Source organism: Labrys okinawensis (assembly GCF_002982075.1).
GTDB classification, from domain to species: domain Bacteria; phylum Pseudomonadota; class Alphaproteobacteria; order Rhizobiales; family Labraceae; genus Labrys; species Labrys okinawensis_A.
On the sequence record NZ_PUEJ01000001.1, the window covers coordinates 374,977 to 388,334 of the forward strand.

At 64.9% G+C, this 13,358-nt stretch carries 15 protein-coding genes; 8 read left to right on the forward strand and 7 right to left on the reverse strand.

All coding sequences use genetic code 11. The features are described 5' to 3' along the window. Positions 1-28 precede the first annotated feature (28 nt). Positions 29-466, forward strand: coding sequence for an RpiB/LacA/LacB family sugar-phosphate isomerase (locus tag C5L14_RS01765; protein WP_105860306.1), 438 nt, complete (start codon positions 29-31; stop codon positions 464-466). Positions 467-493: 27 nt separating this feature from the next. Here the strand turns inward: C5L14_RS01765 and C5L14_RS01770 are convergent, their stop codons facing one another. Further along, positions 494-1,465 carry an amidohydrolase family protein gene (locus C5L14_RS01770; protein WP_105860307.1) on the reverse strand — a complete coding sequence of 324 codons (972 nt, stop codon included), beginning with the start codon at positions 1,463-1,465 and terminating at the stop codon, positions 494-496. A gap of 230 nt (positions 1,466-1,695) precedes the next feature. Here C5L14_RS01770 and C5L14_RS01775 point away from each other — a divergent pair, with 230 nt between their 5' ends. Then, entirely contained in the window at positions 1,696-2,679 is a 984-nt protein-coding gene (locus C5L14_RS01775) for a LysR family transcriptional regulator (RefSeq protein WP_245443229.1), read from the forward strand. 18 nt (positions 2,680-2,697) lie between these two features. Here C5L14_RS01775 and C5L14_RS01780 read toward each other — a convergent pair whose 3' ends face one another. Continuing rightward, positions 2,698-3,273: a GNAT family N-acetyltransferase gene (locus tag C5L14_RS01780; protein WP_105860309.1), complete on the reverse strand. Its 576-nt coding sequence runs from the start codon at positions 3,271-3,273 to the stop codon at positions 2,698-2,700. A gap of 272 nt (positions 3,274-3,545) precedes the next feature. On the opposite strand from C5L14_RS01780, the gene C5L14_RS01785 reads away from it, so the two are divergent. The 6 genes from C5L14_RS01785 to C5L14_RS01810 all read left to right on the forward strand — a co-directional run bounded on the left by C5L14_RS01785 (position 3,546) and on the right by C5L14_RS01810 (position 9,442). Beyond that, a complete protein-coding gene (locus tag C5L14_RS01785; protein WP_105860310.1) occupies positions 3,546-4,004 on the forward strand; it encodes a cupin domain-containing protein in 459 nt (152 codons plus the stop codon). Between the two features lie 168 nt (positions 4,005-4,172). Next, the gene (locus C5L14_RS01790; RefSeq protein ID WP_105860311.1) at positions 4,173-5,207 is read left to right on the forward strand and encodes an NADP-dependent oxidoreductase; all 1,035 of its coding nucleotides are present in this window, start codon (positions 4,173-4,175) and stop codon (positions 5,205-5,207) included. Between the two features lie 172 nt (positions 5,208-5,379). Then, entirely contained in the window at positions 5,380-6,390 is a 1,011-nt protein-coding gene (locus C5L14_RS01795; RefSeq protein ID WP_105860312.1) for an ABC transporter substrate-binding protein, read from the forward strand. A 47-nt stretch (positions 6,391-6,437) separates the two neighbouring features. Continuing rightward, positions 6,438-7,334, forward strand: coding sequence for an ABC transporter ATP-binding protein (locus C5L14_RS01800; protein WP_105860313.1), 897 nt, complete (start codon positions 6,438-6,440; stop codon positions 7,332-7,334). Next, complete coding sequence (locus tag C5L14_RS01805) at positions 7,331-8,215, forward strand: ABC transporter permease (protein ID WP_181160970.1); 885 nt, start codon at positions 7,331-7,333, stop codon at positions 8,213-8,215. The genes C5L14_RS01800 and C5L14_RS01805 overlap by 4 nt, the downstream gene beginning before the upstream one ends. A 156-nt stretch (positions 8,216-8,371) precedes the next feature. Then, positions 8,372-9,442 carry an LLM class flavin-dependent oxidoreductase gene (locus tag C5L14_RS01810; protein WP_105860314.1) on the forward strand — a complete coding sequence of 357 codons (1,071 nt, stop codon included), beginning with the start codon at positions 8,372-8,374 and terminating at the stop codon, positions 9,440-9,442. Between the two features lie 79 nt (positions 9,443-9,521). On the opposite strand, the gene C5L14_RS01815 is transcribed toward C5L14_RS01810, so the two are convergent. From C5L14_RS01815 to sctQ, 5 genes are all read right to left on the reverse strand, one after another. Next, a complete protein-coding gene (locus C5L14_RS01815; RefSeq protein ID WP_245443170.1) occupies positions 9,522-10,307 on the reverse strand; it encodes a putative hydro-lyase in 786 nt (261 codons plus the stop codon). A 222-nt stretch (positions 10,308-10,529) separates the two neighbouring features. After that, on the reverse strand, positions 10,530-11,336 hold the full coding sequence (gene sctT, locus C5L14_RS01820) for a type III secretion system export apparatus subunit SctT (RefSeq protein ID WP_105860316.1): 807 nt from the start codon (positions 11,334-11,336) through the stop codon (positions 10,530-10,532). Continuing rightward, a complete protein-coding gene (locus tag C5L14_RS01825) occupies positions 11,336-11,608 on the reverse strand; it encodes an EscS/YscS/HrcS family type III secretion system export apparatus protein (protein WP_105860317.1) in 273 nt (90 codons plus the stop codon). The genes sctT and C5L14_RS01825 overlap by 1 nt, the downstream gene beginning before the upstream one ends. A gap of 24 nt (positions 11,609-11,632) precedes the next feature. Further along, positions 11,633-12,286: a type III secretion system export apparatus subunit SctR gene (sctR, locus tag C5L14_RS01830; RefSeq protein WP_105860318.1), complete on the reverse strand. Its 654-nt coding sequence runs from the start codon at positions 12,284-12,286 to the stop codon at positions 11,633-11,635. Continuing rightward, positions 12,279-13,355 (reverse strand): type III secretion system cytoplasmic ring protein SctQ, encoded by a 1,077-nt coding sequence (gene sctQ, locus C5L14_RS01835; protein WP_105860319.1) that lies wholly within the window; start codon positions 13,353-13,355, stop codon positions 12,279-12,281. The genes sctR and sctQ overlap by 8 nt, the downstream gene beginning before the upstream one ends. Between the last annotated feature and the right edge of the window lie 3 nt (positions 13,356-13,358).

The window sequence follows — 13,358 nt, forward strand, 5'->3', positions numbered from 1 at the left end:
CACACCCATATAAGGAAGGAAGAGCGTCATGAAAATCGCACTTGGAGCCGACAGCGCAGGCAAGCCCCTGCTCGACGTCATTGCCGCGCATCTGGCCAATCGCCCGGACCTGGAGGTCACGAATCTCAGCCAGTCGGGCTATTATGCCGATCTTGCCGCCAAGGTCGGCCAGGACGTCGTCGATCACAAGCATGATCGCGCCATCCTGTTCTGCGGCACCGGCATCGGCGTGTGCATCTCCGCCAACAAGGTGCCGGGCATCCGCGCGGCCCTTACCCACGACACCTATTCGGCCGAACGCGCCGCCAAGTCGAACAACGCCCAGATCATCACCATGGGAGCCCGCGTCATCGGTCCGGAACTCGCCAAGGCCATCGTCGATAGCTGGCTGTCGTCGAATTTCGACCCTGAGGGACCTTCCGCCGGAAATGTGGAAGCCATCAATCAGCTCGATGCCAGAAAGTGACCAACCACCCGGCGGGCGCGGGAGGTTTTACCCACCCAGCGCCCGTCCCCCCAGCTTCGGAAACAGCCAGCGCGCGGAGCCATGGGCGACCGCCGCGCGAGTGCGGTCGTCTACGAGCGGAGAGCACGCCAGCTGGCTGATCGAAAGCGCGGCCGCCGGCACCGTCCCGAAAGGCAGGTCCGATCCGAACAGGAGCTGCGAGGGCGCGACCAGGGACAACAGGGCCGCCAGAGGCTCCGGCGTGGTGGCGAAGGCGGTGTCATAGTAGAAGCGGCTGAGATAGTGGCGCACGGGGTGGGCAAGCTCGAGGCCGGGAATGCGCTGGCCCATATCGAGGCGGAAGGACAGGAAAGGCAGCGTTCCCCCGCCATGGGCGAGGATGACCGGGATGTCGGGGTACCGGTCGAGCGTGCCGCTATAGATGAGATGCATCGCGGCCCTCGTGGTGTTGAACACGAATTCCAGGATCCAGGGGAAATAGGCCAGCTGCGCGTCATAGGCAGGCATCGCCGGATGAAGGAAGACGGGCAGCCGCCGCCGCGATAGCTCGGCGAAGAGCGGATCGAAACGCGCATCGCCGAGATAGGCATCGCTATAGTTCGACAAGAGGGCGACCCCGCAGAGACGCAGCCGGTCGGCGGCATGGTTCAGTTCGGCGAGGGCGTCATCGACATCCGGCAGGGGCAGCACGGCGAGGGCGCCGAAGCGGCCATGGGCCTGTGCGGCTAGGCCAGCCAGGTATTCGTTGCATTCCCGGGCGAGTTCGCGCCGGAACCCGGGATCGCCGATCGAGGCGCCGGGGTCGGAGAAGGATAGCAGGGCAGCGGCGATGCCGAGTTCGTCCATCTGGCCGAGCGCGCCTTCCGGACTCCATTGCAGGCTCGGCTCGTCCGGCGAGCGCCCGCCGAGCTTGGCAAGGCCGGCATCGGCCAGCCTTGCCAGATACCAGCGCGGCAGCGGATGCTGATGAACATCGATGATCTGGCATGTGTCGCCCATTGGAATCCCGCTCCTTGCCGATAGGGACTTGCCGGACAAAACCTAGGGCTGGCAGGCTGCGCCCCACAGAGGGATAGTGCGCAACGGCGTGTCCGATTTTTTGGACGATCGGGCAGGGTATGTTGCGATCCGGCGGAACCGCTCGAAATCGCCGAGATGGATCGACAGGAGTTGAGAGCTGCGGCGTTCCGGCCTGAACGCGCTGGGTTCTCCCGATGCGGGGCGTGACGATGATCTATGAAGACATGGCGATATTCGCCGCCGTGGTCGAGACCGCCGGCTTTGCCGCCGCCTCCAGGCGCCTGCGCATGTCCAAGTCCACCGTCAGCCATCGCGTGGCGGAGCTGGAGGCCCGGCTCGGCGCCCGCCTTCTGCATCGCAACACCCGGACGGTGCGCCCCACCGATATCGGCCTGTCCTATTACGAGCGCTGCGTGCGGATCCTCGCCGAAATCGAGGCGGCCGAAGCGGAGGTCCGGGACCAGCAGGGCCAGCCCACCGGCGTTCTCCGCCTGTGCCTGCCCATCGAACTGGGCATGCACATCATCGGCCCGGCCATTGCGCGATACCGGCGCGAAAACAGCCAGGTCGACATCGATGTCGAGGTGACCAGCCGGCATATCGACCTGATCGAGGAGCGCTTCGACCTGGCCTTCCGGGTCGGCATATTGGCCGATTCACGCTTGATCGCCCGCAAATTCCTGACGGTTCCGCGTGGCGCCTATGCAAGCCCCGACTATGTGGCCGCGCGCGGTGCGCCCAACCGGCCGGCCGACCTCGCCGAGCACGACTGCCTGCATTTCTATTCGCCCTATGTCCCGGCCGACTGGACCTTTTTCCGGGGCGGGGAGCAGGCCATCGTTTCTCCCCACGTCGTCGTCCGCATGAACAATCTGACGATGCTGCGCGACATGGCGCTGGAAGGCCAGGGCATCGCGGTGCTGCCACGCTATATGTGCGCCTCGGCCCTGCGCAAGGGAACGCTGGTGCCGCTCCTGCCCGAGTGGCAGCCGCCCGGTGCCGACGTCTACGCGCTTTATCCGAGCGGGCGGCATTTGCCGCTCAAGCTGCGCAGCTTCCTCAAATTCATCGAACGCCAGTTGCGCGCCACGGCCAGGCAGATCGTCGAGATGGCCGATGTCTCGCTCGACATCGAGGACAGGATTCCGGCCGGCCCGGCCGGGACCGTATCGCTTCGTCGGACGGAAGGATGAGCCTTCGGCGTTCTCCCATCAGTCGACGGTGAAGGCCAGGGCGACGAAAGCCTGGCCGTCATGGCTGAACTCGCCGACCGGTGCCATGCCGAGCTGGTCGATATGGGCCGCAAGGGAACGGGGATTGTCCTTGGCCACGAAGGCCGTGCCGGCCTGGTAGCGTTGCCGGACTTCCGGCAGCATGGTGGTGAAGAGCCGGCGCAGAACTCCCCTGCCGCGGGCCGGGACATCGATGCAGACGGGCCCATAGGCGAAGCAGCGCCACGTCGACAGCGCCCTGCCACGGAAGAGCCACGCATCGAAATGGGCGCTCATCGTGCGGTAGGGCGGCGGCAGGGCGGGCGAAGCGCTGTCGTAGCAGCACAGGCAGGCGAGGACCTGCCCCCGCGAAACGGCGACGAAAACCCCGATGTCCTCGGCCATCTCCCGCAACTGGGCCGGCGTGAACAGGGCAGAGATGAAGCCGTTCCGACGTTCCTCGGGGCCGAGCCGATCGACATGATAGCGGTTGAGAAGCTCGCTTGCGGAGCCGAGATCCTCCTGGCGGGCCTTACGGCAGACGATTTCGGCTTCGGCGGCAAGCTGGTCCTGCATGACGGACTCCCTGGTTGGAGGAAGCATCTCGATACAACGGATCGAGGGCCTGAAGCGTCCAGATTTCTGGACACGCCATTCCGCCGGCGCGGCTTCCGTCCCCGGTCGGATGCCGATACCCAAGCCGGCAGTGCACTCGATGGTAAGGACGGCATGCACCACGAGGCGGCTGCGAGATCGAGGGGCTCGGCCTGCTCGTCAATCCGGTCCGCGCGGCGGCCTGATCCGCGCTCCCGCATAGATGCAGGCGACTTCCACGACAGGAGACGGAGATGGCTAGAACGAGAGTGGTCCGCAATGGCGAAGGGGCAGTGGTCGCTCCCTGGCGGGTCAAGTCGTCGGGCGACCTGAGCGACGGGCGCTTCGACCTCATGGTGGGAGAGGTGCCCTATCGCAGCGGTCCGCCCCTTCATCGGCACGAGGACCAGGAGGACACCTTCTACGTGCTCGAAGGCGTCCTCACGGTCCAGGGCGACGACGAGATCTTCGAGGCGGGGCCCGGCGACTTCGTGACCTTTCCGCCCGGTGTGGCTCACACCTTCGACAATCTCGAACCCGGCCAGCCGCCGGTCAGGGTGCTGAACATCATGACGCCCGGCGGCTATGACCGCGCCATCGCTGCCTTCAACGAGCTGGGCGCCCAAATGGCCGATCTTGCCAAGGCGCAGGCCGTCGGCAAGCGCTTCAAGGTGGAGATCGTCGGGCCGCCGATCCATGAGAAACTGGGCTGAGGCGCCCTAGCCAGTGGTTGCGACGAAGGAACATGGCTGCGAAGAATGACAGGCCCGTCGATGACATTTCCGCAAGCGGGCTTAAATGGAACAGATGTCCCTTCCCGGCGCCGGGCACTCCGGCCGGAACGTTGTTCTGAAACAGGTGGAACGGAGGCTGGCTCGATCATGACGACGTCAACTCTCATCAATCGGCGAATTGTGCTCGCCTCCCGGCCAGTCGGCGCGCCTTCCCCTGACGATTTCAGGTTCGAGGATGGGCCGGTCAGCGAGCCTTCGGACGGTGAACTCCTTCTTCAAATCCTCTATCTCTCGCTGGATCCCTATATGCGCGGCCGCATGAGCGACGCCAGATCCTATGCCAAACCCGTCGCGATCGGCGATGTCATGGAAGGCGGCACCGTTGCCCGTGTGATCCGCTCGCGCCATCCCGGGTACCGGGAGGGCGATATCGTGCTCTCCCATTCCGGCTGGCAGAGCTTTGCGCTTTCCGACGGCACGGGGTTGCGCAAGCTCGACGCCCAGGCGGCGCCGGTCAGCACGGCGTTGGGCGTGCTCGGCATGCCCGGCTTCACCGCCTATGCGGGCTTGCTGACGATCGGTCAGCCCAAGCCCGGCGAGACCGTCGTCGTCGCCGCTGCGTCTGGCGCCGTCGGTTCGGTCGTCGGCCAGATTGCCAGGATCAAGGGCGCCCGTGCCGTGGGCATCGCCGGCGGCGCCGACAAATGTGCCTTCGTGCGCGATGAACTCGGCTTCGACGCCGTGGCCGACCATCGCGCTGCGGATTTTGCCGCCCAACTCGCCGCCGCCTGCCCGGAGGGGATAGACATCTATTTCGAGAATGTCGGCGGCCACGTATGGGATGCGGTGTTTCCACTGCTCAACGATTTCGCACGTATCCCCGTCTGCGGCTTGATCGCGCAATACAATGCCGGCCCCGATGCCTATCCCGGCCCCGACCGCCTGCCGTCGATGATGCGGGGTGTCCTGAGCAGGAGCCTTCTCATTCGTGGCTTCATTCAGCGCGAATTCGTCGACCAGCGCCCGGCCTTCTATCGCGAGGCCGCGGAATGGATCGCCTCGGGACGCCTTCGCTACAAGGAGGATTTCGTGGACGGCCTGGACAGGGCGCCGGAAGCCTTTATCGGCCTGCTGGAAGGGCGCAATTTCGGCAAGCTCGTGGTGCGTGTCGCCCCCGAATAGGCGCGGATTCCCGGTGCGCGGACGTCTCGTTCGCCTTTTCCGGCAAACCAGCCGCAGCATTTCCAGGAGCGGACGAGACCGCCGCGCGTCCGGAGGTTCGCCCGGCATATAATTGACTAATTCAATAGACTTTCTATAGTTGGGAGGAATTTGCACAACAAGCGGGTGTTTGATGAAGCGTCATTTGCGGGCGGTTGCTGGTCTTCTGGCCGGCGCAGGATTGCTGATCGCCTCGGCGGCACAGGCTGAGGAGGGCAAGCTGCGTATCGCCCAGCAATTCGGGGTGGTCTATCTCACGCTCAATGTCGCGCAAGCGCAGAAGCTGTTCGAAAAGCACGGCAAGGCTGCGGGCGTCGACATCGATGTCGAATTCGTCAGGCTCTCGGGCGGCGCGGCGGTGAACGATGCGCTGCTGTCGGGCAGCATCGACATTGCCGGGGCAGGGGTGGGGCCATTGTTCACCTTGTGGGATCGCACCCATGGCAAGCAGAACGTCAAGGGCGTCGCCTCGCTCGGCAATTTCCCCTATTACCTCGTCACCAACAACGCCAATGTGAAGACGATCGCTGACTTCACCGACAAGGACCGCATCGCGCTGCCGGCTGTCGGCGTGTCGGTGCAGTCGCGCATCCTGCAATGGGCCTCGGCCAAGCAATGGGGCGATGCCGATTATGCCAGGCTCGACAAGATCTCGGTCGCCTTGCCGCATCCGGAGGCTGCCGCGGCTGTGATCAAGGGAGGCACCGAGATCACGGCCCATTTCGGCAACCCGCCCTTCCAGGACCAGGAACTCGCCGAAAATCCCAAGGCGCACGTGGTTCTCAAATCCTATGATGTGCAGGGCGGTCCGGCTTCCTCGACGGTGCTTTACGCTACGGAGACATTCGTCAAGGAAAGCCCCAAGACCTACAGGGCCTTCCTCGACGGCCTTGACGAGGCCGCCAAGTTCATCCGCGACAATCCCGAGGCGGCGGCCGATATCTATCTGGCGGTGACGGGCGCCAAGACCGACCGCAACCTGCTGCTGCAGATCATCAGGAATCCCGAGGTGAGCTTCAAGATCGCCCCCGACAACACGCTGGGGCTCGGCCAGTTCCTGTACCGCGTCGGTGCCATCAGGAACGAGCCGAAAAGCCTGTCGGACTATTTTTTCGACGAGCCTCGCATATCCGGCGGCAGTTGAGCGCTTCGTTCCGAGCATAATTCCGAGATAGGTGATCGGTAGACCGCATGACGGACAGCCTCCTGCATGGTTTTTCCAAGCCTGCTTTTCCCAAGCCTGCTTTTCCCGGGCCTGTTTTTTCCAGGCCGCATGACGGTCCACATGCGCTGCATCCTGCAGGGGGCTTGCCGGCCCCTTTGCTGCAGGCGCGTTCGGTGACCCTGGAATATGCGACCCGCCATCGGGTCGTCCGGGCCACCCACAGGGTGGATCTCGATGTCTACGAGGGCGATCGCTTCGTCCTGCTGGGGCCTTCGGGCTGCGGCAAGTCCACGCTGTTGAAGGCGGCGGCAGGGTTCATCCAGCCGGTCGAAGGGGATTTCGTGCTCAGGGGAAGGCCGATACATGCGCCGGGGCCGGACCGTATCGTTGTCTTCCAGGAATTCGATCAGCTGCCGCCCTGGAAGACGGTGCTGCAGAACGTGGCCTTCCCGCTGGTCGCCTCCGGACGCCTGCCGCGCCACCAGGCGCGGGAGCGGGCCCTGCATTATCTCGACAAGGTCGGGCTCGCCGCCTTTGCGGACGTCTTCCCCCACCAGCTTTCGGGAGGCATGAAGCAGCGGGTGGCAATCGCCAGGGCGCTTGCCATGCAGCCGGAGATCCTTTTGATGGACGAGCCCTTCGCGGCGCTCGATGCCTTGACGCGGCGCAGGATGCAGGAGGAGCTGCTGCGGCTGTGGGACGAGGTGCGCTTCACCCTCCTGTTCGTCACCCACTCCATCGAGGAAGCCCTCGTCCTCGGCAATCGCGTGGCGCTGCTCTCGCCAAGGCCGGGCCGGGTGCGCGCAGAGATCAACAGCCATGAGTGGGACCTGGCCAGCATCGGCGGGACGGCCTTCCAGGCCGCAAGCCAGCGTATCCACCGCCTGTTGTTCGAAGAGGAAACCGAAGAGGTGCGGGCATGAGCACGGCCGTGAACGGATCGCTCGTTCCGCCGGTCCGCCCGGAATTCGAGCGTGACCTGCCGCCCTTCGTCGAAATGGCGCTGGAACGCCGGCTGCCATTGGCGACCCGCGTGTGGCGGCAGGGCTGGCTGCGCAAGAGCCTGATACTCGTTGCCCTCGCGTTCCTGTGGGAGGTCCTCGCCCGATACCAGGACAATGACCTGCTGCTGCCGACCTTCACCGCGACCGCGCGAGCCTTCGTCGCCGACATGGCCAGCGGGGAGCTGCCAGAGCGGGTAAGGCTGTCGCTTCTCGTGCTGGTCCAGGGATATCTGGCCGGCATCGTGCTCGCCTTTGCCCTGACCACGCTCGCCGTTGCGACCCAATTGGGCCGCGACCTGTTGTCGACGCTGACGGCCATGTTCAACCCGCTGCCCGCCATCGCCCTGCTGCCTCTCGCGCTGCTATGGTTCGGGCTTGGCGCCGGCAGCCTGATCTTCGTGCTGATCCATTCGGTGTTGTGGCCGCTTTCCCTCAACATCTTCGCCGGTTTCCAGGCCGTACCCGAGACGCTGCGCATGGCGGGCCGCAATTATGGCCTGCGGGGCGTGCGTTACGTCTTCCAGATCCTGGTGCCCGCCGCATTGCCGGCGATCCTTTCGGGACTGAAGATCGGCTGGGCCTTTGCGTGGCGGACGCTGATCGCGGCGGAACTGGTGTTCGGCGCCTCGTCCGGCAAGGGCGGGCTCGGCTGGTTCATCTTTCAGAACCGCAACGAGCTCTACACCGACCGTGTCTTCGCCGGCCTCGCTCTGGTGATCCTGATCGGCCTCGTCATGGAGAATGTGGTGTTCGCGACACTGGAAAGGATCACCATCCGCCGCTGGGGGCAGGTGCGCTGACCCCGCTCACCGTCCCGGAGGCAGGTCCTCGGCGGGCGGGTCGCCTTCAAGGACATCAGGAATGCTTACGGAAAGACCGATCATGTCCAGTAGCAATGCGCGGCACGCCGACAATCATGACGGCTTCGCAGCCGCGGGCAATGGCGGGCCGAAGCCATGAGCGGGACCGGCGAATATCTGTGGTACATCCCCAACGACGTCAGGGCCGGCCATCGCGGCGACGCGGCCGCCGAAGATCACAACAGCCTGGAAACGCTGACCGCCCATGCCCGGGCCCTGGAGGAATACGGCTGGAAGGGGGCGCTGATTGGAACCGGCTGGGGCCGGCCGGACACCTTCGCCCTTGCCACCGCCCTTACCGTGCGGACCTCCACCTTCGAGCCGCTGATCGCCATCCGGCCCGGCTATTGGCAGCCCGCCCAGTTCGCCTCCGCCGCGGCCACGCTCGATCATCTGAGCGGCGGGCGGGTGCGCGTGAACGTCGTGTCGGGCCTGGACAATCTGGCGGCCTATGGCGATGCAGAGGGAGAGCAGGCACATCGCTATGCCCGCACCAGGGAATTCATGCGCCTGGTGCGCAGGCTGTGGACCGAGGAGAACGTCACTTTCGAAGGCGAGCACTTCCGGGTTGCCGGCTCCACCGCGGCGCCGCGCATTCCTCCGCGCGGCGGGCGGCGGCACCCCAGGCTCTATTTCGGCGGTGCCTCCGAAGCGGCGGAACGCGTGTCCGCCACCGAGGCCGATGTGCAGCTCTTCTGGGGAGAACCGCTCGGCGGCGTGCGCGAGCGGATCGAACGCCTCAAGGCCTTGAGCAAGGCGCTCGACCGTGGTCTTCCGCCCCTGGAGTTTGGCCTGCGGATCACCACACTGGTGCGTGACACCAGGGAACAGGCCTGGGCCGACGCAGAGGCGAAGGTCGCCGAGATGGCCAGGACCAACGGCGCCGGCTGGCATGATCATCGCCAGGCCGTCGCCGAGGGCCAGCGCCGGTTGCTCGATCTCTCCTCGCGTGGCGACGTGCTCGACGACAATCTCTACACCGCCCCCGGCAGGTTCGGCGGAGGCGGAGCCGGTACGACCTGGCTTGTCGGCTCGACCGCCGACGTCGCCAATTCGCTGCGCAAATACCGTGAGCTCGGCATCACGCATTTCGTGCTTTCCGATACGCCCTATCTCTCCGAGATCAAGCGGCAGGGCAAACAATTGCTGCCACTGCTGCACGATTGATGCCGGCAGCGAGCAACTTGCCATAGCTCGTTGTTTTGGCGTGTTTTTCCATCGGCATAACGATCAATCTGGGCACGCTCTAGAACAGCCTGAACTGGCCGACATCGGCATCGGCATCCAGGTCGGTTATCAGCATGTGTCCAGGCGTGTTGGTGATGAACATCTCCGGCGTCGAGCATTTCAGCACGCTTTGCGCCGTCAGGCCGGAAGCCCAGAACACGGGAATCTCGTCGCGATGGACCTCGACGGCATCGCCCCAGTCGGGGTTGTCGACGTCGTCAATGCCGATCTCGGCGGGATCGCCGACATGGACCGGCGAGCCATGGGCATGCGGAAAGCGCGCCGTCATGGCCCGGACCCTGTCGACGAGATCCTTCCGGATCGGCCGCATCGAGACGACCATGTAGCCGCCGAACACGCCCACGCTCTGGGTGCGGATGGAAGAGCGATAGAGGGGTACGTTCTGGCTCATGGCGACATGGCGCACCTCGATGCGGTTCTGCTGGAGCATATGCTCGAAGGTGAAGGTGCCGCCGAGCGCGAAGGCGACCAGATCGTCGCGCCACAGGCTGATGATGTCGCTTCTGCTCCAGGTCCGCGGGCCGGCATGGAAGACGTCATATTGCGGCAGGTCGGTGCGCACGTCGATGTCGCCGAGCGTCGGCAGGCTGGGGTCTCCGGCCCGGTTGACCCCCACCAGGGGCAGCGATTTGGGATTGCGCATGCAATATTCGAGGAAGTCGTCGGCGAGGCCGTTCGGCAGGATGACCACGTCCGCCTGCAGCTTGCCATCCGCCAGGCCGGCGGTGTGGCCGCGATAATGGCCGAGCCGGATCGCTTCGCGCAGACCGGTCGCGCCGACCATGCGGAATTCTTCGTACCTTGTCGCGATATGTGGACGTCCCATTGGTCTCTATAGCCCCCAGCTTGCCGCGGGAGTGGAGGAATCCTGGGCAAGTATCTAGAATTATTATATTTTTTGGTTCTCTCATTGGATGGAACGGCTCTTTGTTGTTCGGCTGCCGGCCCGAGCGCTTGCACAGGTTCCATATGACCGGGCAGTCTGTTTTTGTCTTTGCGACCATCGCTACCTCGCTCCACCGACAAGCGCCTTGAGGTCGTTCACGCCCTGATTCAGGAAGGCGAGGTCGCCGGTCATGTAGTGAACGAGGAAGGCGGCGTAGAGCACTGAGACCAGGCTGAAGACGAGGGTCTTCACCACCAGCGACAGGGCGAAAATGTTGAGATGCGGCGAGGCGCGGGCGAGAAAGGCCAGCACGACGTCCGAAAGCAGCAGGCTGACAATCAGCGGCGCCATCAGCGTCAACGCCATGCCCAGGATTCTCGTCAGCAGGGTCAAAAGAATGGCGCCGGCATCGCGGCTGAAGATCGGCGAAAGGCTGTCGATCGCCCACAGCGCATAGCTGTCATAGAGCGCGCTCAACGTGTGGTGGAGCCCGCCGGCGGCCAGATAGATGCCCACCATGACGATCATCAGAAGCGTGCCGGTGGCGCTCGTCTCATGGGTCATCATCGGATCGATCAGCGTGCCCATGGTCGAGCCGCGCTGCAGGTCGACGATGTTGCCGGCCGCCTCGGCCGCCCAGAACGGAATACCGAGCACGAAGCCGAGCAGGGCACCGATCACCACTTCCTTCAGCATCAGCATGAGCATCATGGGCGCATCGACATGGCCGCGCCCGGCAATGTCGACGGTCATCGGGATCACCGGCAGCGCCAGCGCGAGCGCCACGCCGGTGCGCAGGATCCCCGCCAGCCGGGTTCGGGAAAACAGCGGCATCAGCGCCACCAAGCCGACGATGCGCGCCGTGGCCAGCGCACCGGCCAGTACCAGGGTTTCCAGCCCCTTGAGCGATGCGAACAGGTTTTCCATCACCGGCGCGTCACGACAGGAAACTCGTCCATGACCTTGGACGCCTCATTGGTGATCTGGTAGCCGAGGAGCGGGCCGACCAGCAGGATGACCACGAGCACCACCACCAGCTTGACGGTCTGCGGCAGGCTCTGGTCCTGGATCTGGGTCAATGCCTGTGCGAAGCCGATGAGCAGGCCGACCACCAGGGCCGCCACGATGGCCGGGCCGGAGAGGATCAGCACCATCCACAGGGCGCTCTGGACCTTGGCGAGAATGAAATCATTGGCCATCGGGCGGTCCTTGCGGTGCAACCTTCAATTGTAGCTGAGGATCAGGCCGTGCATCAGGCGCGACCAGCCGTCGATCGCCACGAACAGCAGCAGTTTCAGCGGAATGGATATCAGCGTCGGCGAGACCATGATCATCCCCAGCGTCATCAGCACATTGGCGACGACCACATCGATGATGAGAAAAGGCAGATAGAGCAGGAAGCCGATCTCGAAGGCCCGCGTCAGTTCGGAGGCGACGAAGGCCGGCACCAGGATCTGCAGGTCGTCATCCCGGACCTCGGCGCGTGCCTGTTCGGGCCATAGCCGCTTGGTGCCGTCCAGGAAGAACTGGCGTTCCTGGGGCTGGGTGTAGCGCAGCAGATGCTGCTTGAGCGGTTCGCGTGCCAGTTCGCCCGCGCGCGTCAGGTCCTGCGTGGTCTGGAACTGGATGTTTTCCTGCTGCAGGCGTCCCGAGATTTCGCCGATCAGGGGCGTCGTCACATAGACCGTCAGCACCAGGGCGATGCCGTAGATCACCAGATTGGGCGGTGTCTGCTGGACGCCGAGCGCATTGCGGATGAGGAAGAGGACGACGGAAATCTTCAGGAAACCGGTCATGGTCACCACGGCCAGCGGCAGAATGCCGACCAGGCCGACCGCGACGAGAAGGCCGAGAAGATTGGGCGAACCCTCAAGCATCGGCGGAGATGCGAACGATGCGCACTCCCATGCCGTCGCCGACCTTCACGATCTCTCCGCGGCCGATGCGCCTGCCATTGGCCACGAGATCGACCGCGGGCTCGGAAAGCTCGGGAAGCGGCACGATGGATCCGGCGGCGAGCCGGCTGACCTCACGCAGGGGCATCGTCATGCGTGCGAGTTCGAAGACGACCGTCACCGGCAAATCCTCCAGGCCCGTATCGTCGGGTTGCCCGTTTGCCGATTGTGGTTCTTCCATGATCCATCCCCATCTCGTTTTGCTGAGCGGCGTCGGCGCCGAAACAAGTCTGCCGCTCTGTCCGATCGGCTCCGCCAGCGCTGCCCGGCGCTCGGCCAGCACCACCAGGACCGTCTGCGCGCCGCGGGTCCAGCCATCGGTCATGATGACATCGCCGGGCTGGAGCGAACGCAGTTCCCCCAGGGAGAGGCTGGTCGCGCCCCACCAGAGGCTGACGGGCAGCGGCAGTTCGAGCCGGTGGGCGGCAGGCCTGCCCGATGCGTCGTCGAGGAGGCGGCCGATCCTGGCGGCCAGCGCGGCGTCGGCCTGCAGGAGGCAGATGTTTTCGGCCTGGCCACTGCGGAGTACGAAGGCGAAGGGCATTTCGGCCGCGCGGTCGAGCGGTGTGGCCGCAATCAGCTCGATCGTCCCGTCCAGCTGGCGTTCCAGCCAGGCGATCTCTTGGCGCAGGAAGGATTCCAGCAGGAGGGCGGCATGTCCGGGGGCAGGCGGGCCGGCGGTGGCGCCGGGATTGGCCCGTGCCAGCCAGCCCTTGAACAATGCATGCGTGAGGCAGAGCCGGCCCGTTGCGGCGCCGACCTTGAAGTCGATGGCGGTGGCCGTGCCTTGATCCATCACCGGCTGCCACAGGACGGACAGCGCGAACGCCTCGCCGGCAAGGCGGATCTTCACCGGCGGACGATGGCGGTAGAAGGCGTTGAACGCCGCGGCATCCGCGGGGGTGATCGCCCGCAGTTGTGCCGCCGAGACCGTGGGTTCGGCCGCAGGGCGCTCTCGCGTTTTTCCAAGTGCCGCTAGTCTCTGATGCATGCG